The organism is Labrys wisconsinensis, from assembly GCF_030814995.1.
In the GTDB taxonomy this organism is placed as follows: domain Bacteria; phylum Pseudomonadota; class Alphaproteobacteria; order Rhizobiales; family Labraceae; genus Labrys; species Labrys wisconsinensis.
This window is the reverse complement of sequence record NZ_JAUSVX010000017.1, coordinates 1-20,898: the sequence shown is the minus strand read 5'-3', so window position 1 is coordinate 20,898 and position 20,898 is coordinate 1. Positions and strand designations below refer to the sequence as shown.

The window sequence follows — 20,898 nt, the reverse complement described above, 5'->3', positions numbered from 1 at the left end:
CGGCGTCAGCTATTGTGCGACTCCGTCGAAATCAAGAGGAGTGTTACCGGAACCCAAATGCCATATCGCCCTCCATCGTCATGGATATGCACCACAAGTAATTCGGGCCGATGAAGTAATGATGCTGAGGGATCTCGATCAACGCTCCCAATATGCGTCGCATAGCATCCATAGCCCCTTCCAACGCAAATTCTGTCGCGCTATCGCCGACGTAGAGCACAGGCCCCGATAACTCAAATCGCGAGCACATTTCGTCAAAAAATGTTACAAATCGCATCGCCTGCAAGGAAATATCGCCCTCAACCCTTTCAACTGCTCTTGGAACGCGATTCCAATCGATTTTACTTCCCATTGTCGGATAAAGTTTTGCCAGTCCACTGAAAACATCGATCGACTCACCAACTTCCCGCACATGACCTGCATCAAATTCGTCTTTAAACTGCTGCCGCAAATCTTCTTCATAATTGCTCATAGTAAATCCTTAAAAAATTGCTTAACAATCTGATTGATCATCGACTGATTATCTTCAAAGGTGAAAGTATCTTTTTGCTTCCCGGACCACACGTTGATGTGAGCACCGTGTCGCTCATCGAATTCGACTCGAAAACCGGACTTCCCATCTGCCGATCGCATTCCAATGGGCTTACCAGCGTTGTCACCAAACTTCCCCAACGTCGGCTGTTCAGCCTTAAATTCCCCCCGATCCTCGAGCCATTTCAGGGCAGCGTTCCGCGCTTGATTGTAGTCTGCAAACGCGCGATCATCGAGCTTCGTAATCGCATCGTCAGACCGGGCTGTAAGCTGCTCTGTGCACATTCCCGCGCAGCCCTGATCTACAGCCGCCCGCCCGGGATTGGCAAACGCCGTTGACCAATCATTCGTTGCAACCGATGGCGGCGGCCCGCTCAGATCCTTGCTGACGTCGGGAGCAGGCGACGGCTTGTACACCGTCGGCTCCACGGCGGTCATGGAAAACGGATTCAACCCAAGGCGATCGAGCGCATAAGCCGCAACAAAGACCGACCCGACATAGACGGCCCCCGCGATGGCCTCACATGCGCCGCTTGCCACGCAGCCGACGGCGAGGACTGGTATGATATGCCCACTCGGATCCGCGACATTGACAGGATTGTTGCCGGCGTAGGTGTATCGGTTGGTCCCGACGCCTTCCTTGGCCGGATCCCACCAGTCCGGGGAGACGAACCTCGCAATCTTCGGGTCGTAGTAGCGGGCGTTGAGGTAGAGCAGGCCCGTTTCGTCCTGTCGCTCACCGATGAAGGCTTTCGCCTCCCGCGTCGTCGTCGAGGTCTGCCCGGCCCGCTGGAACCCGAATGGGCCGTAGCTCGACGAGCTGGCGAGGGTGCCGCTGGCATCGGCGACGACACGCTGTGAGCCGAGGTGATCCTTGAGCAGCGTGTAGGTTTGCGTAGCCTGTCCCGGCACGGCCTCCCGCTTGGTTTCGGGCGTGGGATAGGTGATCCAGGTCGGCGTCGTCGGCACGCAGGCGAAGGACGAGCCGGTGTAGGTGACGCGCTCGTCGCCGAAGACATAGAGCGTCGTCTCCGTTGGGCCCGCACCGGCGCAGCCGCGCGGCGCGGCTTTGGCGATCTTCTTCAGTCGCACTCCATCCGGTCCGTACACGAAGGTGGAGGTGCTGGTGCCGACCGTGATCGAGATGGGCCGGTTCTCGCCGTCCCAGACATAGGTGCGGTTCGCACCCGCCAGCATGTTGCCGTTGTCGTCGTAGGTGAAGGTGAAGCTGCCCGCCGCTGTGACCGCGTGCGGGCGCACCGCCGCCGGGCCCTGCGCAGGGTAGGTGTAGCTCCCCACCCCGGTCTTGGAGAGCAAGTTGCCGGCGAGGTCGTAGGCATAGGCCTCGTTGTAGCCACTGTTGCCGGCGTTCGCCGCCCGCTTCAGCTGGTCGAGGTCGTCATAGGTGTAGGTCCAGTTGTCGGCGGACGAGGCGTTCAGCTGGTCCGTCACCGCCTCGATCCGGCCGGTCAAGGCCCGCGTGTAGCTCAACGACAAGAGCGCCGTGCCGCCGCTCCCCTGCTGGTGCACCAACGTGCTCAGCCAGCCGCGGGTCGGGTCGTAGGTCGCCGTCGACACCACCCCGCTGGCATAGCTCGTCACCAGGGGCTGGCCGGCTGCGTCATAGGTCGTGCCGGTGACGAGACCGGGCACCGACACCAGCCGGCCGGGTCATAGGTGATCGGCCCCACGCTACTGCCGTCCGGCAGGCTCCGCGCGGTCACCCGCGAGCCAGTGTCGTAGACGGTCGTCGTCACATAGGTCTGTCCGTCGACGACAAGCGTCTTCTTCACTTCCCGTCCCAGCACGTCGTAGTCCGCCGTCAGCGTCGCCGCCGCGTTGGTGCTGGTTGTCATCTTGCCGACGTTGAAGAAGCCGGTCCGCCCCTCGTCGTAGGCGTAGGTGGTGGTGTCCCGCCCCGGATCGTTCGCCGGCAGCTCGGCGTGCGCGATCTTGCTGCGCACGCGGTTGAGCGGATCGTACAGGAACGCTACCTGCTGGCCCTTGGCGTCGGTCTGACGGGTCAGATTGCTCGCCCCGTCATAGGCATAGGTCCAGGTGCCCAGGTCCGGATCCTGCACCTGGGTGCGCCGCCCCATGTTGTCGAACGTGTTGATCCACTGGTTGCCCGCCGGGTCGGTCAGCTGCGTCAGCCGGCCCATCGCGTCGTAGACCATCGACCGGTTCACCTCGCTCGTGCCCAGGAACCGCGTCTGGCGCACCGTCCGCCCGAAGGCGTCGGTGTGCACGATGCTGCGCCGCCCGAGTTCGTCCGTCGCCGTCACCGTCAGGAAGCCGGAGAGCGCTGACAGGCTCGAATAGCCGTATGTCGTGCTTGACGCACTGCCGTCGGGGTTGGTCGCGCTCACCGGCCGGTCCAGCGCGTCGTAAGCCGCCGTCGTGTATTGCGCCTTCTCGCCGGAATAGAATGGCCGGCTGGTGCGCGCCACGTTGCCCCGCGCCGTGTAATCGGTCAGCGTCGTGATCACACGGGCCGTGTCCGGCCCCTGTGCCAGCACCTTCCAGATGCGGCCGAAGCCATCGAGGTAGGTCTTGGTGTAGATCGTCGCCGTCCCGGTCGGGCCAGGCTTGCGCAGGTCCACGTATTGTGTCGCCGGGTTGCCGACGCTGTAATAGGTGTAACGCTCGAATGCGTTCAGCGGCGGCTTCTTCTCGGTCAACCGGCACAGCGCGTCATAGGTGAACGCCGTCACCTCCCCGTTCATATCGGTGACGGTCAGCGGCTTCCGGCACGCCAAATCGTAGGTCGTGACGACCTTCTGCTTGGGGTCGGTCGCATACTTGGCGTTGCGCACCTCGACCGGCAGCAGGTGATAGGTCGCGTCGTAGTCCGTCTCCGTTCGGTTGCCGAGCTCGTCAATGACAGCCGTCTTGTTGCCGTAGCTGTCATATTCGGTCTTGGCGAGGTACCAGTTGGCGGACGCCTGCGAGCGGCGGCCCGTCTGGGTGACATTGCCCTTGGTGGGCACGGCCTCCAGATTCGTGCTGCCATCGTAGTAGATCACCTGGTCCGCCAGCAGCGTGCCGGCGCTCGTGGTCCCGGCATAGGTGCGGATCCGCTTCGGCGCCGAGACGATGTAGTCGACCGCATTCGGCTTGAACTCGGTCAGCGTATAGCGCTCGTCCCCAAGCTGGTCCGCGTCCCCGTGTTCTATCAGCCCGACCATGTTGCCGAATTGGCCATAAGCCCGCTCGACCCTGCTGCGCCGTGTCGCGATCACGTTCCAGGTCGTCTGAGGCGGGCCGCCGATCACACCGCCGCTGCCCGAACCACCACCGCCGCCGGTCGTAACCTTCTCCGAGAAGATGGCCTGGCTTTCGGAAGCGGCGTTGTATGCGGTGTAGGGCAGCGTCAGTGCCGGCACGGTGCCCGACGCCGGCGGCCAGCTCGGCTGAAGGCCGGCCGTGGTCTTGACGCTCCAGGTCTCCAATTGCCGCCGCAAGATGGGCGCACCCTCGGTGGTGGTCTCCTCCAGCGTCTCCAGCTTGCCGGCCGATGCGGCGTCCTGGCGGCAGGTGTAGATCTTGCGCGGACAGACGGCCTCGCCCGCGTTAAAGGGCAGATCCACGGTGGCGGTGCGATAGCCGAAGAAACGCCGCTCGGCCGCCGAGTACTGACCGCCCGCGAAGGAATAGGTCGTGACACCGACGCCGCCTCTCCCGTCGTTGCGGGTCAGGCTCTTGATCTGCTGCAGCACGCCGGGCATCGGGCCGTGCACGACGCCGGACGAGGGTTGGTAGGCGACCGTCAACGTGCCGCCGAGCGGGCCGCGCACGGACGTCATCAGATCCGGAAAAGGACGCGTCACCGAGACGAATGTTCCGGCGGGCCGCCACTTGTCATCGCCGTTCGGCAGGATGTCGTCGCGCCCATCGCCGTCGAGGTCCATCAGCGCGTAGGCGGCAAAGTTCAAGCCGGTTGCTTCGAAGCCTTCGCCGGTGGAACGAAGCAGCGTCGAGCTGCCCCAGGTGTTGTTCACCACGACATCGGTGCGGCCGTCGCCGTCGATATCGCCGACGACCAGAGACGAGCCGCATTGGGCCCCTTGGTCGAGACCGTAGTGGGCAGGCACGTGCTGCGCCCAGATCTGATGGACGAATCCGGAACCGGTCGAGAGCAGGACGCCGACATTGACAGTCGTGGCCGTATCCTGCTCCAGCAACACGAAATCCATTTTCCCGTCGCCGTTGACGTCGGCGGGCCGGATATTCGCCTGGCCATATTTGATACCTTTACAGATATCCTCCTTGAGAAGAACCTTACCGGGAAAATAGACGACCTGCTGACTCGTGAAACCCGACCCGGTCGACAGGGCGAAGTTGACCTGGATTTTGGTCTCTCCTCCGAATATCGGACCAGAATCGATGACCACCAACCCGACCTCTGCCAGATCGGTGAGACCATCGCCGTTGATGTCGAGCAGCGATTGACGCCCCGTCACCGTGACCGGCGAGACAAACGGGAACCTGATCGGCGTTCCATCCTTCGCCAGGCCATAGAACCTGCCGTCCGAACGCATGATGTCCTGGTTGCCGTCGCCATTGACCTCCAGAGCGCCGATGATCTTGACGCCGACGGCCCGATCGCTCTCGGGAACGAGGTCAACAACCGTTGCACTTCTCCCCAGCTTGAGGTCGGGATTGTTCAGAAAAACACTCGCCATGCCGCGACCGTGCGGCGGCTTTGGGAGATCGTAGGCCAGAATGTCGTTGCGGCCGTCGCCGTCCATGTCGGCGAGAAACATCGTCCACTCGGAACTCGGTATGTAGCAGCGCCCCAGGTCCGGCGTCGGCTGCACAGCCACGCTGTTGAGCTCGAGCTTGTATCTCGACCCGATGTAGACGCACTCGTTCCGCGGCGGCGGCGGCGCACTCGTGTCGAATTCATAAGCGTCCGGCAGCTGATCGCTGTTCGCATCGCCCAGCAAGCGCTGCTTCAACGTGATGGGCGACGTCCTCGTCGACGTGGCCAGTTGTGCCGGCGTTCCCTGGTAGAAGCTTGCCCCTTGATAGCCGAAGGTCGTCGCCGGGAGCGCTGTCGGACCGCTGACATGGCCTGCAGTGTCGATGCTCGCATCCTTGCCGTAGAGCTTGACGGCGATCAGGCGCGAATATCCTGTTGCAGCGCTCTGGTCGTAGGCGAGGTCATAGGCCCGGATCCGGGAGGCCCCGGCCTGGCTGTCGCCGGATTGGATGTCGATCGCCGTCAGCCGACGATCGAGCGTCGCCAGAACCCTCGGCGCGACCACCGTCTGGTCGATATCGACAGGCGGTGCAGCGCCCGTCGCAAGCGTCATCCGCGCTCCGGCAGGCGCCTGCTCGTGATAGAAGGTGATCGTGATGCCGTTGTACTTGATCGTTGCCGGCCAGCAAACCGGCACCTTGGGGCATGTATAGTCGTAGATGACGACGTTGTCGTTGGTGTCCTTGAGGCTCGCCAACAGCCAGCGTGTCGAGGTTCCCAGCTTCTGAAGGTCGGGATGAGGGTCGAGACTCCCCCAGGTCGACACCGGCTTGTAGGTGGCCACGGTGCCGTCGCGCTGCGTAATGCTCCACAGATTGCCGCTGAACTTGACGCGCAGGAAGCTCTCGACCCGGGTGACGTAATAGCTGACGCCCGCGTCCGGAGCGCCGCAGGCATCGCTGGCGGCCCCGGCCGTGCCGCCGCACGCCACGAACTCTTCGCCGTCGAGGGCATAGACGTCGTTCATGCTGAAGCGCGGCGCTCCGCCACCGCGGTTCGTGCGGGTGATCTCCGAGAGCCCGCCCAGGCGGAAGCCGACGCCGGTGAAGCCGGCCCAATATCCACCCGCTCGGGCGCCTGCGAGCGAATCGTAGACGAGCTTCAGCTTCGGCTCCAGGCCGTGGAATGCCGGCAGGACGATCGGCACGGCTTGGGTGAAGGAGCCGCTCGAGGCCGGCGGCTCGTCCTTGCTGGAGATCCCGCTCAACTGGCTCGTCTGGCTGTTCGGATCATCCTCGGGCGGCGGGGCCGCTGCAGCCACGACGGGATCCGATTGGGCGGGATCCTCCGACGCCTCGGGGCCCCCTTCTTTCGTCGCGGCCTCGTCGGTCGAGACGTCCATCTCGGCCGACGGAGAAGGATCCGGACTCTGCGCGGGCGAGGATTCCGAGGTTTGGACCGGATCGGATACGGGCACCTGCGGCCCGCCGGCAACCGGCTCCTGCGCGAGCGCGCCACCGACACCCCAATTGCCTTGCGCTCCGACCGCCAAAGCGGCCAGCAATGCCGCGCAGGCGACGCTCATCCGCCTGCCGGGCCGCCCCCCGACACGCCGCTTGCGCCTCGATCGAGACGGCAAACGTCCCCGTTCCGCGACCGCCCCGGTCCCAGATCATGCCCAGCCCCTGTGCCAACACGCGCAGCCCCCTGCGCGAATTATGGCCGAATTAGGGCGATCTCGTTGAAGAATGCAAGTGAAAATTGAGAGAATGGCGCGGCGCAGCGAAATTTTGCAAAGAGCGTCGGCTGCGCTGGCGAATCTCTGCCGTTACGTCAATCTTATGCATGGTGAAAATGACGAGCAAAAGTCATGATCAGGAGGAGCATGCTCCGGACACCGGCCGCGTGTCCGGTGGTGAGAGCGGCTTCGTCCTGTTCGCGGTGCTGGTCGCCATCGTCGCCCTGTCGGCCCTCGCGGTCTGGATCACCGGCCGTGCGACGTCCGATGCCCAGACCTTGTCCGTCGAGGCCTCCCTCCTGCAGGCGCGCAACGCCGCCGATGCGGGACTGCAGCGCGTCCTCGCAGCCCTCGCCGATCAGGAGGATTCCCTCCGCCGGGGCTTATCCCCCTATGCGCCGGGCGCGCGCTGGACCTTCGGCTCGGCCGATCTGCGCCTGCGCGTGCGGGCCGAGAGCGGCAAGGTCGACGTGCTGGTCGGCAACCGGCAATTGCTCGGCCTGGTGGTGCGTGCCACCATCTCTGATGCCGCGCTCGCCGACGAGATCCTCGGCCGGATCGATCGCCTGCGGCAAGGCGGCGCCGTCCCTGAGAGCCTGATCGCGCTGTTTCCACCCGCCCTGCGCCTTGGCGATACGGCGCACATTCTCGACGACCACCTGACGCTCGTCGCGAACCAGGGCGGCGTCGATCCGCTGGCGGCGACGCCGCTGGTGCGCGGGGCGATCCTCGCCCTGTATCCGGGCCTGGACGCGGCGATGGCGCAGAGCGTGGAGAACGGCCTGCTCACCGCCGACCTCGCCGCCGGCCTCGGCGCCATGATCTCGCAGCAGCGGCCGCTCTACACGATCGACGCGCAGGCGAGCCTGCCCAACGGCATCCGCTCCCGACGCAGCGCCCTTGTCACCCTCGATTCGGCCGGCCGCAGCGCCCGGATCGAGCGGATGCTCGATCTGCCGCCGACCGACGAGTAGGCGCCGCTGCCGGGCGCCCCCGGCCAGCGGGCCGATTTGCTGTGGACGAGCGATTCCAATTCAAGCGCCTGTCGCGAAGTCACCTTAAAGTTGCGCCGGGCGGGTTGAGGTTTCGATGCGGCGTATCTTCTCGGCGCTGGTGGCGAGCGCGGTTCTGTGTGGGTGCGCCCAGACGGAAGGCGCCCTGGATTCGGCCAGGCCCGGCACGCGCATTCTCGGCGACTCCGGCTTCTTCGGCACGTCGGGCAAGCCCGCGGAGGTCCGGCCGGCCTCGCTCGGCGGCAACGTGAGCGCGCCGGTCGCCGGCTATGTCGAATACGGCTCGCCCGCCGCCGTCCGTGCGCCGGGGTCCAGGCCGATCGGCATCGAGCCCGGCGGCGAGACGATGACGCTCGATTTCGTCAACGCCGACGTGCAGGACTTCGTGCGCGCCGTGTTCGACGAGATCCTGCACGAGCCCGTGGTGATCGACCCGAACGTCACGGGCAAGGTCACGGTGCGCACGGGCCAGCCGGTCGATCGCTCGGCGGCGGTCGAGATCGCCCGCCAGATGCTTGAGATGAACGGCGCCAGCCTCAGCCGCGAGGGCAAGGTCTGGCGCATCGCCACGCGTGCCGGCGGCCCATCCCGGCCGGCCGGCGCAGCACGGATCGTCACCCTGCGCAACGCCGACGGCGAAGAGGTGCGCGCAGCCCTCCAGGCCTTCTCCAACGGCACGGTCGCCGTCACCGCCCTGCCCGGCGGCCGCTCCCTCGTCCTCTCCGGCGCGCCGCAGGACGTCGAGCCGCTGCTCGACCTCGTCGCCAGCCTCGATGTCGACCGCATGCGCGGCCAGTCCTTCGCCTTGCTGCCGCTGCGCGAGGCCGGCGCCGTCGCCGTGGCCAAGGACCTCGCCCAGGTGTTCGCGGCCTCAGGGCGGAACGTGCAGGTGATCCCGGTCGCCCGCATGAACGCCCTGCTCGTCATCGCCAACACCCCCGGCCAGATCCAGCAGGCCCGCCAATGGGTGGCGCGCCTCGACCGCGAGACCAAGAGCACCGGGCGCATGTTCGTCTACCCCGTGCAGAACCGGCGCGCCGCCGATCTTGCCGGCGTGCTGCGGGCCATGTTCGCCGCCGGCAAGAAGGACGGCCAGGGCGCGGCGGAGGGCTCGGCGATCTCGCCGGCCTTCCAGGTGCAGCGCACGGGCGGCGGCGGCGATGCGCCGGCCGCAGCGGCGCCGGCCTCCGGGCAGCCGATGAACCAGCAGGCCCTGATGGAGGCGGCGTTCCGCGATGCCGGCGCCGAATCCGTCCAGCGCGCCGAGACGCGCATCGCCATCCAGGCGGACGTCGCCACCAATTCCCTGGTCGTGACCGCGACGCCGGAGCAATGGCGTACCATCGCCGCGGCGATCTCGCGGCTCGACGTCCAGCCGACGCAGGTGCTGATCGAGGCGACCATCGCCGAGGTGCAGCTCAACGACACCCTGCGCCACGGCGTGCGCTGGTACTTCGAGACCGGCAACCACAGCTTCAACCTGTCGGATCTCGGCACCGGCGCCGTGACCCCGACCTATCCCGGCGGGAGCTACGTGTTCAGCGTGCCCTCGGCCAGGGTGGTGCTGAGCGCCCTGGAGCAGGTCACCGACGTCGAGGTCGTGTCCTCGCCCGCTCTCACCGTGCTCGACAACCAGACCGCCACGCTCAAGGTCGGCGACCAGGTGCCGATCGCCACGCGCTCCTCGCGCAGCGTCACCAATCCGGATGCGCCTGTCGTCAACGACATCGAGCTCAAGGACACCGGCGTGATCCTGTCGGTCACCCCCCGCGTGAACGCCAGCGGCCTCGTGCAGCTCGACATCTCGCAGGAGGTCAGCGACGTCGTCGCCACCACCACCTCCGACATCGACTCACCGACGATCCGCCAGCGCAAGATCGACTCGACCGTCGCCGTCGGCTCGGGCGCCGAGATCGTGCTGGGCGGCCTGATCGGCACGCGGCGGGAGAAGGGCGACAGCGGCATTCCCCTGCTCAAGGACATCCCGCTCCTCGGCAACGCCTTCAAGTCGAGCGCCAGCGCCATCAAGAACCGCAGCGAGCTCCTGATCATCCTGCGGCCGACCGTGATGGGAAGCGGCACGGATGTCGCCGCCGTGACGCGGGCGGTGCGCGCCGGCATGGCGGGCGCCGACCGGGCGCTCAGGCGAAACTGAGCGGGGAGCGCGGCCATGGCGAGGAGCAGTCCGGCAGTTCGGAGCCAAGTCGCCGAGGCCGCCGGACCATGACGGCGCTGCTCGCACCGATCGTGTTCGCCGGCCTCCTGGCTGCGCTGGCGCTGGCCGACTTCTCGACCTTCCGGCTGCCCGACGCGCTGACACTGCCTCTCCTGCTGGTCGCGGCCGTCGCCGGCCCCGCCGATCCGGACAGCCGCGTCTTCGGCATCCTGCTCGCCACCGGGCTTCTCGCCGGCGTCGCCGCCGCCTTCCGAAGGCTGCGCGGCGCGGATGGCCTCGGCTTCGGCGACGTCAAGCTCGCCGCCGGCTGCGGCGCCTGGATCGGCGTCGCCGGCGTCGGGCCGATGGTGCTCCTCGCCTCGCTGTCGGCGCTGGCCTTTGCCGCGGCGGGGAAGATTTGGGCGCCGTCGCAGCGGCCGCGCGCGGATGGCGCGATACCCGACGGCGCCGTCGCTTTCGGGCCGCATATCGCCATGGCGACCATGTCGGTCGCCGTGGCGCAGGCGGTGGAGTGGCTGTGATGGCCGCCCTCGCCGAGACGGCCGCGGAGTCCCCGCCCCTGCAGCGCCTGGTGGACCATTGGCTGGACTCGGGAGCGCTGACCCACGATGCCCTCGAACGCGGCAAGCGGGCGGCGGAGGCCAGCGGCGAGCGGCTCGACCGCGCCCTCAACAAGCTCGGCCTCGTCTCCGACGACGCCTTCGTCTCGGGTTGGGCGGCGACCTCGGGGCTGCCGGTATTGACGGCCTGGCCGGCGGAGCCGGTGAGCGTGCCCGATCTGCCCGCCCGTTTCCTCGCGCGCGCCGGGCTGCTGCCCCTCGGCGTCGAGGACGGTGTCCTCCACCTCGCCATCCTCGATCCGCTCGACCAGTTCTCGCTGTCGGCCTGCGCCGCCAAGACGGGGCTCACGGTCAGCCCCTGTCTCGCCCGCCCGGCGGAGCTCCAGGCCCGCCTGAGCCTGATCGCGACGGCGGAGCCCGGCGCCGCATCGGAGGGCAAGGGCCTCGCCAGCGATATCGACCGGCTGCGCGACCTCGCCAGCGACGCGCCGGCGGTGCGCGCCGTCGAGATGCTGGTCGACCGCGCGGTGGAGCTCGGCGCCTCCGACATCCACATCCTGCCGACCGTCACCGGGGCCCGCGTGCGCGTGCGCGTCGACGGCGTGCTGCGCGACCTGCCGGGCTGGCCGAAGGAGCTGGCCCTGGCCGTGACCTCGCGCCTCAAGGTGATGGCCGGCCTCGACATCGCCGAGACGCGCCTGCCGCAGGACGGCCGCGTGCGCCTGCCGCATCGCGGCGTCGAAATCGACCTGCGCCTTGCGACCATCGCCCAGCTGCACGGCGAAGGCGTGGTCCTGCGCGTGCTGCACCGGGCCCGGGCGACGCCCGACCTGTCGTCGCTCGGGCTGCCCGGGCACGTCGTGGCCGGGCTGGAGCGGATCATCGCCGCGCCGAACGGCCTGGTGCTGGTGACGGGCCCGACCGGGTCGGGCAAGACCACCACGCTCTACGCGACGCTGCAGCGCCTCGCCCGGCCGGACCGCAACATCGTCACGGTCGAGGATCCCGTCGAGCACGCGCTCGAAGGCGCGGCCCAGGTCCAGGTCGACCGGCGCATCGGCTTCGATTTCGCGGTGGCGCTGCGCTCGGTCCTGCGCCACGACCCCGACGTGGTGATGATCGGCGAGATCCGCGACGCGGAGACCGCCTCCATCGCATTGCGGGCCGCCCTCACCGGCCATCTCGTGCTGGCGACCGTCCACACCAATTCGGCGCTCGCCGCCATTCCCCGCCTGATCGACATGGGCATCGAACCCTGGCTCGTCGCCTCCACCCTGCGCGCCACCATGGCGCAGCGCCTGGTCCGTCGCCTGTGCCCGGCCTGCCGGCGCCCCCGCGCGGCCGAGGAGCTGGCCCTGCCGGCAGGCCTGCGCTGCGAGGCGGTCCATGACGCTGTGGGCTGTCCGGCCTGCGAACAGACCGGCTACCGGGGACGCGTCTCGATCGGCGAGTTCGCCGCCTGCACGCCGCGCCTGGCGGAGGCGATCGCCCGCGGCGCCGACGAGCGCGGCCTCGCGGCTCTCATCCCGGACTATCGGCCGCTGGCCCGGGACGGCTTCGCGCGCATCGAGACCGGCGAGACCTCTCTCGCCGAGATCGAGCGGGTCCTCGGCGACAACGTCGCCGCGGAGGCCTCGTCGTGACCGCCTTCCGCTATCGCGCCGTCGCGCCGGACGGGCGCACCGTCACCGGCCAGCTCGAAGCCGCCGAGGAGATCGAGGCGACGCGGCTGGTTGCCGCCAGCGGGCTGGTGCCGATCGAGATCGTCGCCGCGAAGATCTCCGCCAGGCCGCGCCCGGGGATCCGCCGGCGCCTGCGGCCTGACGAGAGCGTCGCGCTCGTCCGGGAATGGTCGACCTTGCTCTCCGCCGGATTGACGGTGGACGAAGCCCTCTCCGTCTCCTTGGAGAGCGGGCGGCGGCGCGCCGTCACCGACGCCATCACCCGCCTGCGGCGCGCGGTGCGCGACGGCCAGGCCTTCCATCGCGCGCTGGCCGAGGGTGGGTTTCTGGCGCGCGAGGCGCTGGCGCTGGTCGAAGCCGGCGAGGCGGCCGGCGCGCTGCCGCGGGTGCTGGAGCGCCTCGCCGACGACATGGCCCAGCGCCGCGCCACCGAGGAGGGCCTGGCGACCGCCCTGCTCTATCCCGCCGTGCTGCTGGTCACCACCATCGCCGCCCTGGCCGTCATCGTGCTGGTGGTGGCGCCCAATCTCGCCGCCCTGTTCGAAGGGGCCGGTGGCAAGCCGCCCGCCCGGGTGGCGGCGCTGCTCTCGGCCGCCGACTGGATCCGCTTCGCCGCTCCCCTCGCCGGAGGGCTGGTGGTGCTCGCCATCGCCGCCCTCATCGTCATGGCGCGGGAGGAGAGCGGCCGCCGCGTGATCGACACGGCCATGCTGCGCCTGCCCTTCTTCGGGTCGCTGCTGCGCTCGCGGGAGAGCGCTCGCTTCGCCTCGGCCGGCGCGCTGATGATCGAGTGCGGGGTCGTGCCGACGCAGGCCCTTCCCCTGGCAGCGGCCGCCATCGGCAACCGGGCGATGCGCAGCGCGATCGACGCGGCGCTGACGCAGGCGGCGCGCGGCACGCCGCTGACGGAAGCGCTGGCCCAGGCCAGGGCCCTGCCCACCGATCTCCTGGCCATGATCGGCGTCGGCCTGCGCACGGGGCGCCTGGCCGACGTCATGCGCCACGGCGGGGCGCTGCATGCCGCCCGCGTGCGCGCCAGGATCGAGCGCTTCGGCGCGTTGCTCACCCCGGCCATCACCGTCTTCGCCGGCGCGGTCGTCGGCGGGCTCGCCTACATGGTCCTCACCGCGGTCACCAGCCTCAACGAGGTCGCCTTCCAATGATACCGCTCCTCCCCATGCCGATGTCTCGCGGCACCAGCGCCGGGCGCGGTCTCGCGCCGGACGCCGGGCTGACGCTGATCGAGCTTCTGGTCGTCCTCGTCATCCTCGGCCTGATCGCCACCATCGGCGGCATCCAGGTCGTGAACTATCTCGGCCGGGCCCGGGCCGACACCGCCCGCCTGCAGATCGAGGACCTGTCCTCCGCCATCGACCTCTTCCGCATCGACATCGGACGCCCGCCCACCCCCGAGGAAGGCCTGGCGGCGCTGGTCGACCAGCCGGCGCAGCTCACGACCTGGCGCGGCCCCTATCTGCGCAAGCGCGCATCGCTGGCCGACCCCTGGGCACGCCCCTGGATCTACCGCAGCCCGGCCGGCGACGCGCCCTTCGAGATCGTCAGCCTGGGCGCCGACGGCAAGCCCGGAGGAGACGGCGATGACCGCGACATCTCCTCGAACGACCGGCGATGAGCCCGGCCATGATCGCGGCGCGACGCTGGTCGAGCTTCTGGTGGTGCTCGCCATTCTCGGCCTCTCCGCCACCCTCGGAGCGACGGGATGGCTGACCTGGCGCAACGCCCGTGCGCTCGACGACAGCGCCGGGCGCATCGTGCGCCTCGCCGGCCAGGCGCGCGTGGAAGCCCTGCGCCAGGGCAAGGCCGTGACGCTCTCCGTGAACGCCGCCCAGGGCACCCTCGCCATCCCGGCGCTGTCGAAGCGGCTCGCGCTGCCGCCGGACACGCAGCTCCTGGCCGAGACGGCAGCCATGGGCGACGCCCCGTCGATCCTGTTCCTGCCGGACGGCTCGTCCACCGGCGCGATGCTGACGCTGTCGCGGCCGGGCCACGGCATGCGGCGGCTGCGCGTGTCGTGGGCGGACGGGAGCGTGCGCCGTGAGCCGTGACCGGGGCTTCGGCTTGCTGGAGGCGATCGTGGCGCTCGCCATCCTCGGCGTGACCGCGACGGCGCTCTACGACATGGTCGCCGGTGCAGCGATCCGGCGTGCGGCCGCCGCCGCCCGCTTGCAAACGCTGCTCACCGCCAAGGGCTTGCTCACGCAGGCCGGCCTCGATGCGGCGCGCGCGCCCGGACGCTGGCCGGTCGCCGCGCCCGATGGCGCCGCCTGGACCCTGACGGTCTCGCCCAGTCCGGAGTCGCGCCGGCTGCTGGTCTACGCCGTGCAGCCGGCCGGCGCCGGCGCGCCCGTCCTGACCGCCCTGCGCCTGGTCGAGGCCGGGCCATGACCGGCGACAGCGGCCTCACGCTCGTCGAAGCGCTCGTCGCGCTGGTGATCGCCAGCTTCGTCGTCATGGCGACCGGCAGCCTCGTCGCCTTCCTGACCACCCAGTCCGAGCGCCAGCTGCGCAGCGAGCGGGACCTGCGAGCCGCCGCGTCGGTGGGGATGCTGCTCGACCAGGTGGCGAGCGGGGTCGGGCGGGAGGTCGATGCGGTGCGGCTCCAGGGCGGAGTGCTGACGATCTCGACATCCACGCCGCCGCTGTCCCTCGCCGCTCCCGGCCCGGTCCGCCTGGAGCTCGCCGCAAAGGCTGCGGAGCAAGGCCAAGTGCTGGCGCTGCGGGCCTTGCGGCGGGGCGGCGCCGGCGCACCGGCCGGCGGCGACAACAGCCAGGTGCTTGTGACGGACGCAGACCTCCTGCGCTTCGAGCTCGCGGTCGACGGGCGCTGGTCTACGGCCTGGACCGGCGGAAGCCCGCGGCCGAGTGCCCTGCGGTTGACCTGGCGCCAGCGCGGAAGCCCATTGCACCAGCACGTCGCCTCGCTCGAACGCGCCACGTCGATCCGCTGCCTGCGCGAGCCCGGGCTGCGCGCATGCCGGCAGGAGGCGCCATGACCCTGGCAGGCCTCTCCCTCCGGCTGCGCTACGGCCTGGCCCTCTGGCACGAGGCGCTGCGTGCCGGCGCTCCCGCCTGGCTTCGCCCGCTCTTCGGATCGGGCCGCAGGGTCGAGCTCGTCTGCGCCCCTGCCCCACAGCTCAGGCAGGTCGCGGCGGATGGCGACGTCCACCCCGTCGAAGCCCGGCGCCTCGGGCGCAAGGCCAGGCAGGATGTGGTTCTGGTTCCACCGGACGACATCGTCCTGCGCCGCTCGATGGAGCTGCCGCGCGGCGCCCTGGCCGATCTCGACGCCGTCGTCCGTCTCGACATGCCGATTTCGACGCCGTTCCGTCCCGACGAGGTGGTGTTCGCCGCGGCGCCGCGAGGCGCCGCCGGCCCGGGGCGGGCGCGGGTCGAGGTCGCCATGGCGACGCGCCAGGCGCTCGCGCCCTGGCTCGAGCGGGCCGAGGCCCTGGCTGTCCGCCCGGCTCGCATTCGCTTCGGCGAAGGCCTCGTCGCCGACCTCGACCCCGCGGCGGCGAGCCGGCGCCGCGACGGCCTGCGCCTCGACGGCCTGCTCCTGCTGCTCGCCGTGACGCTCGCCGGAAGCCTCGCCATGGTCACCGCCTGGCAGCGCCAGGACATGCGCGCCGGGCTTCGCGCCGCGCTCGCTGGGGAAACCGACGCGTTGAGCCGGGTCCAGGCGCTTCGCCTCGAGATCGAGCGCCGGCATCGGCTCGCCGCCTTCGTGCCGGACCAGCGCAGGGCGGCGACACGCGCCGTCGACCTGCTCGGCCGCATTGCCGCGCAGCTGCCGGCCGAGATCCGCCTGGACAGCCTCTCATTGGACGGAAGCCGCCTGTCGCTCGTCCTGGCCGCACGGCCCGATCAGGATCTCGCGGGCCAGGCCCAGCACCTGGGCAACGCCCTGTTCGAGACCGGCTACACCGTCTCGGACAAGGGCGGGATGACGGAGCTTACGGGCATCATCGCCGGCGCGGGAGCCAGGCCATGACGGTCGAGAGCATGGACGCTCCATCCCTGCAGCCGTCCGTGGCCGCCCGCATCGGAGCCTGGCTCGGCCTCGCCGTTCTCGTCGCCGTGCCGCTCGCCCTCGCCGCCGGCGTCGCCACGGCCTGGATCGACGACGCCGAGGAGATCGCCGCCCTGCACGAGCGCCTCGACCGGCTCGCCCTCCGGCGCGAAAATCCGGCCCCGCTCGAGGCGGAGGCCAAGAGCCTTCGGACGCGATCGCCGGACAGCCTCGGCTACCTCGCCGCGCCGGACATCGACCGGGCCACCGCCACCCTGGAGCAGATCGTCGCCGGGATCTTCGCCTCGAACCAGGTGCAGATGACGGGCCTGCGCCGGCTGCCGTTGACGGATGGCATCGCCAAGACATTGCGCCTGGAGGCCACGGGGGAGGCCTCGTCGGCCGCCGTGTTCGGGCTGCTTCAGGCGCTGGAGCAGGACAAGCCGATGCTGATCATCGACAAGCTGACGATCCAGCGCCGCCCGGACGGCATGGTCTCGATGCGGGCGACGCTGCGGGCTTTCTGGACGTCGCCCAGATGATCGGCGCCCTTTCCCTCCGACGCCTCGCTCTCGTGCTGGCCAACGGCGGCCTCGCGGCCCTGCTGGCGCAGACCTGGCTGACGGCGCCAACGGACCCGAGATTGCCGGCGGTCACGAGCAGGGCCGGCCCTGCCGCGTCGAGCTCTCTTCCCGCCCCGGCAGTCCAATCCACGGCTCGGGCTGCGCCGCAGCGCGATCCATTCAATGCTGCTGTGCTGCCAGAAGCAGAGACGGGTCAGCAGCCGGCAGAGGACGTGCCGGTCGAAGCGCCGACCGTCGAGCTCGTCGGGATAGCGCTTGGGGGGAAGAGCTTTGCGGTCCTAAGGTCAGGGCCGGGCGAGGCAACGCAGCGCGTCGCGGAGGGGGCTCACCTCGGGCCGTGGACGCTTGCGGCAGTACGGCGAAATACGGTGGTACTCATGCGCGGCGAAACCTCCTGGCAGATTCCGTTCGCGCCGAAGCCTGTGGAGCGTTGCGCTACGCGGGCGTGCGCGGGGGAATAGCCAACCTCGCCGGCTCGCCATTCGCCAAGCGATGCAGGCGGTTCTCGACATCTGTCTCAGGTACTACAATCGCCAGCGGCCTCACCAGGGCCGCGGCATGACCGGGCCGAACCCCGGCTCAGGTCTTCAGGCAGTGCCTGCCCAAGACATCGCAGAAAGAGACCAAACGAGGCCAGATAGCTTACCACAGGCAGTCTGCCTCAACCCGGCAGAGGGCGAAACTGTCAGGCGACGACCAGTTTTGTACACACAGAAATCTCGCAATCCATGCAGCTTCTTAAAAAGCCTCTGGTTCGCGGCACCAAACGAATCATCATGGTTGCAACTCATTTGATACGGAATGACCGACAATTTTCCTGGCAACCGGATCGTACTCAATATCAAATGAGCATCCGCGATGATCGTAGACAACAAGAAGCCTTCTCTGGACAATTTCCGCAGGTTGATTTTTCCAGATGCCTGAGCAAATGCCATTGATATATACGATCCTTTGGTTTTTCTCGTACATTCTAACCATTTGCACGACATAGTTCTCGTTATGTATTATTTCCTTGAGATCGTCATTGTTGAAAGCCTCTTTGCTACCGATTCGTATACTCTCAGAAATCTTAGCCTTCGTCGCCGTGAAGGCATCCATTGCCTCCTGTGCGCCAAGGTCCCAGAACGGCCCAAAAGAAGATGGCATTCGGCCATCTGCACGCTGCGCCTCCATGTCAGTCAAGGATAGTAGCACAATGTCTGAATAGAGAATTTCACTAGCCGAGGTGCAATTGCTTCCAAAAATTGAAAAATACGGACCGACCAGTAAAATAAATACTGCTGAAATTAGAGTCGATTTGCCTCGCCTGCCGCTCACTGGGCGCTCCGCCGCGAGCCAATTCCAAGACCGTGTCTGATTTTAATTTCGGTAAACGGACTTGATCCTGTTAAACCAATTGTATTACCCCTTTCTTCGTCGCGATTGAGTGACAACGTTCCAGTCCATCATGATAGAGGTAAATTAACTTGCGCCTCAAGGCTATCAGCGAGCTTGCGACAAGACACGTCATATCTTGCATAGCAACATTTCAATCATTCAGATTGACACCCAAACATCACCAGACTAATGGGCAGCCAATACAGCAAAATGAAAATCCTATCAATCATTAAGCTTCTTAGATTTTATCACCATTTCAACTGAACATGTCTTGCCGACAAGAGTTATTCTTTGGCCACTTCCATCCGACAAGGGCGCCTTCAAGATCATAAAGGAATTATATTCACGTCCAACATTTCTCGGAATAACAATTGTCATCTTATCTCCGCTGAACGTAAATATCCCAGCTCCAGTGATACAATCCTCACCGCGCCCAATTTCCACAGTCGACTGAAATGGAAGATCATCACCACCATCGACCTCTCCAGCACTCAACCCTCCAAACATATAGCAGAGCGCAGAGTAGACAGCACAGCTTACGCAGATCGATAAGCGGTAGCGCATCATTTTTCTAAAATTCCTCTTCAGTATCCGTTATATTGATGAATGGTAAATCCACCACTATATCGCTCTCCACTTGGCCCCCGTAATGGAGTCGCCACTATGGTGGTATCTTGCGTCGCAGTCACAATACCATATGTCTTGTCACCCCATGAAACAATCATAGATCCATTTGTATATATTCCGCCAAAAACCGTTTCACCGTAATATGTCGCGCCTTTCATCAAATACGCTCCACCACGATGATTGCCCAAACTGAACCCAACACTATTTGGATTAGTTTGCGCGCGGAAAAACGTCCCTATGTCGGATGGAGATATTGTGTAAATAACTCTACCATCTTCGGAAACCGTACGTTGAGCCAATTGAGCAAATTGCCAATCCGAAGTTCCCAGCAATTCATAACCTGCCGAGCTATCTTTTACGAGAGCGTAGCCGTTGCCGGTCCAAACTGCCTGAACTCCGGCAACGGCAGCAGTTTCTGCGGCGGACCTAGCCGCCTCGCCGAGCAGTAAGCCCATCGCAGTTGTTGTTTCGCCAAAGTATCCTGCCTGCTCATAGGCACTTGCCGAGCGTGTGCCACAATCACAACGGCGGTCCAAGCCGGCGGCAGTCACGAGTGACGCGGCGCGTGCGAACCCTGCCGCAGTTTCAGTATCTCCTGTATATCCGATCTGAGCCCAGATTGTCGGCCGACGTGAGGCAGCAACGGTCGTCGAGGCTCCGCCTCCTCCTCCGCCTCCGCCACCGCTGAAGTTTCCGACCGCGTTCGCGCTTTCATTGCCTCTGTTGCCAGCTCCGCTATTGCCAGCGTACGTGCTGTTCGGGTCGCTTCCGCATGCGCCGCATCCCCAGTTGGTATTCCCCGGACCGACGACACTCCCCGATCCAGAAGCATGGCCGCTGGGGTCACTCATATTGACGGGATCATTTGCCGCATAGGCATAGCGGTTGGTGCCGACACCATCCTGCGTCGGGTCCCACCAGTCGGGCGAGACGAAGCGGGCGACCTTCGGGTCGTAGTAGCGGGCGTTGAGGTAGAGCAGCCCGGTCTCGTCCTGCACCTGGTCGATATAGGCTCGGCTCTCGCGCGTCGCCGTCGAGGTCGTGACCACGCGCTGGAAGCCGAAGGGCGCGTAGCTCGAGGATGAGACCAGGGCGCCGGTCGCCGCATCCGCCACCACCCGGACCGAGCCGAGATGGTCCTTCAGCAGGAGATAGGTCTGCACCGCCTGGCCGGGGATCGCCTCGCGCTTGGTGGTCGAGGTCGGATAGGTGATCCAGGTCGGCGCCGCCGGCACGCAGGCGAAGGACGAGCCGGCATAGGTGACGCGCTCGTCGCCGAAGACATAGAGCGTCGTCTCCGTCGGCCCGGCGCCGGCGCAGCCGCGCGGCGCGGCCTTGGTGATCTTCTTCAGCCGCCCTCCGTCGGGCCCGTAGACGAAGGTCGAGGTCGTGCTGCCGACCGTGATCGAGACCGGCCGGTTCTCGCCGTCCCAGACATAGGTGCGGCCATTGCCGCTGGTCAGGTTGCCGTTGGCGTCATAGAGGAAGTCGGAGGTCGTGCTGCCGAGGACGATCCTGGAGACGGCATGCGGCCCGGCATTGGGGCTGGCGCCGCCGTTCGGCCCGTAGGTGTAGGTCCCCACCCCGGTCTTGGAGGTGAGGTTGCCGGCGAGGTCGTACGTATAGGCCTCGTTGTAGGCGCTGGCGCCGGCATTGGTCGCCTGGGTCAGCCGGTCGAGCCGGTCATAGGTATAGGTCCAGGCATCGGTCGCGGTGCTGCTGGTGACGGCGTCGATGCGGCCGGTCAGGGCGCGGGTGTAGCCCAGCGACAGCAGGGCGCTGCCGCCGGACTGCTCGTGCCGCAGGCCGGTGAGCCAGCCGCGCACGGCGTCATAGGTCGCCGTGCTGAGGACGGTGTTGCCGCCGGCATTGGCG

The 20,898-nt window shown here is 67.1% G+C and carries 17 protein-coding genes; 11 read left to right on the top strand and 6 right to left on the bottom strand.

Annotated features, from left to right (window positions below):
• Window positions 1–43: 43 nt before the first annotated feature.
• The 3 genes from QO011_RS32730 to QO011_RS32720 are packed head-to-tail and all read right to left on the bottom strand — an operon-like array spanning window position 44 to window position 6,821.
• Window positions 44–472, bottom strand: coding sequence for a hypothetical protein (locus QO011_RS32730; RefSeq protein WP_307281977.1), 429 nt, complete (start codon window positions 470–472; stop codon window positions 44–46).
• A complete protein-coding gene (locus QO011_RS32725; RefSeq protein WP_307281974.1) occupies window positions 469–2,184 on the bottom strand; it encodes an RHS repeat-associated core domain-containing protein in 1,716 nt (571 codons plus the stop codon). Before QO011_RS32725 ends, QO011_RS32730 begins: the two co-directional genes overlap by 4 nt.
• Window positions 2,130–6,821 carry an FG-GAP-like repeat-containing protein gene (locus QO011_RS32720; protein WP_307281971.1) on the bottom strand — a complete coding sequence of 1,564 codons (4,692 nt, stop codon included), beginning with the start codon at window positions 6,819–6,821 and terminating at the stop codon, window positions 2,130–2,132. The genes QO011_RS32725 and QO011_RS32720 overlap by 55 nt, the downstream gene beginning before the upstream one ends.
• A 269-nt stretch (window positions 6,822–7,090) precedes the next feature.
• Between QO011_RS32720 and QO011_RS32715 the strand changes: the two genes are divergently transcribed.
• The 11 genes from QO011_RS32715 to gspM all read left to right on the top strand — a co-directional run bounded on the left by QO011_RS32715 (window position 7,091) and on the right by gspM (window position 16,977).
• Complete coding sequence (locus QO011_RS32715; protein ID WP_307281968.1) at window positions 7,091–7,948, top strand: hypothetical protein; 858 nt, start codon at window positions 7,091–7,093, stop codon at window positions 7,946–7,948.
• A 115-nt stretch (window positions 7,949–8,063) separates the two neighbouring features.
• Window positions 8,064–10,142 (top strand): type II secretion system secretin GspD, encoded by a 2,079-nt coding sequence (gene gspD, locus QO011_RS32710; protein ID WP_307281965.1) that lies wholly within the window; start codon window positions 8,064–8,066, stop codon window positions 10,140–10,142.
• A 68-nt stretch (window positions 10,143–10,210) separates the two neighbouring features.
• Entirely contained in the window at window positions 10,211–10,684 is a 474-nt protein-coding gene (locus QO011_RS32705) for a prepilin peptidase (protein ID WP_307281962.1), read from the top strand.
• Complete coding sequence (locus QO011_RS32700; protein WP_307281960.1) at window positions 10,684–12,366, top strand: GspE/PulE family protein; 1,683 nt, start codon at window positions 10,684–10,686, stop codon at window positions 12,364–12,366. The genes QO011_RS32705 and QO011_RS32700 overlap by 1 nt, the downstream gene beginning before the upstream one ends.
• Window positions 12,363–13,568: a type II secretion system F family protein gene (locus QO011_RS32695; RefSeq protein WP_307281958.1), complete on the top strand. Its 1,206-nt coding sequence runs from the start codon at window positions 12,363–12,365 to the stop codon at window positions 13,566–13,568. Before QO011_RS32700 ends, QO011_RS32695 begins: the two co-directional genes overlap by 4 nt.
• Before the next feature lie 14 nt (window positions 13,569–13,582).
• Complete coding sequence (gene gspG, locus QO011_RS32690; RefSeq protein ID WP_307281956.1) at window positions 13,583–14,038, top strand: type II secretion system major pseudopilin GspG; 456 nt, start codon at window positions 13,583–13,585, stop codon at window positions 14,036–14,038.
• Window positions 14,004–14,471, top strand: a complete 468-nt coding sequence (locus tag QO011_RS32685; RefSeq protein ID WP_307281953.1) for a GspH/FimT family pseudopilin — start codon at window positions 14,004–14,006, stop codon at window positions 14,469–14,471. The genes gspG and QO011_RS32685 overlap by 35 nt, the downstream gene beginning before the upstream one ends.
• The gene (locus tag QO011_RS32680) at window positions 14,461–14,811 is read left to right on the top strand and encodes a prepilin-type N-terminal cleavage/methylation domain-containing protein (protein WP_307281951.1); all 351 of its coding nucleotides are present in this window, start codon (window positions 14,461–14,463) and stop codon (window positions 14,809–14,811) included. The genes QO011_RS32685 and QO011_RS32680 overlap by 11 nt, the downstream gene beginning before the upstream one ends.
• Complete coding sequence (locus QO011_RS32675; RefSeq protein ID WP_307281950.1) at window positions 14,808–15,419, top strand: prepilin-type N-terminal cleavage/methylation domain-containing protein; 612 nt, start codon at window positions 14,808–14,810, stop codon at window positions 15,417–15,419. Before QO011_RS32680 ends, QO011_RS32675 begins: the two co-directional genes overlap by 4 nt.
• Complete coding sequence (locus QO011_RS32670) at window positions 15,416–16,417, top strand: hypothetical protein (RefSeq protein ID WP_307281948.1); 1,002 nt, start codon at window positions 15,416–15,418, stop codon at window positions 16,415–16,417. Before QO011_RS32675 ends, QO011_RS32670 begins: the two co-directional genes overlap by 4 nt.
• Complete coding sequence (gspM, locus tag QO011_RS32665; RefSeq protein WP_307281946.1) at window positions 16,414–16,977, top strand: type II secretion system protein GspM; 564 nt, start codon at window positions 16,414–16,416, stop codon at window positions 16,975–16,977. The genes QO011_RS32670 and gspM overlap by 4 nt, the downstream gene beginning before the upstream one ends.
• An 816-nt stretch (window positions 16,978–17,793) precedes the next feature.
• Here the strand turns inward: gspM and QO011_RS32660 are convergent.
• From QO011_RS32660 to QO011_RS32650, 3 genes are all read right to left on the bottom strand, one after another.
• Complete coding sequence (locus QO011_RS32660) at window positions 17,794–18,336, bottom strand: hypothetical protein (protein ID WP_307281943.1); 543 nt, start codon at window positions 18,334–18,336, stop codon at window positions 17,794–17,796.
• 282 nt (window positions 18,337–18,618) lie between these two features.
• Entirely contained in the window at window positions 18,619–18,963 is a 345-nt protein-coding gene (locus QO011_RS32655) for a hypothetical protein (RefSeq protein ID WP_307281940.1), read from the bottom strand.
• Between the two features lie 17 nt (window positions 18,964–18,980).
• On the bottom strand, window positions 18,981–20,898 hold a 1,918-nt coding region (locus QO011_RS32650; RefSeq protein ID WP_307281939.1), incomplete at its 5' end, for an RHS repeat-associated core domain-containing protein.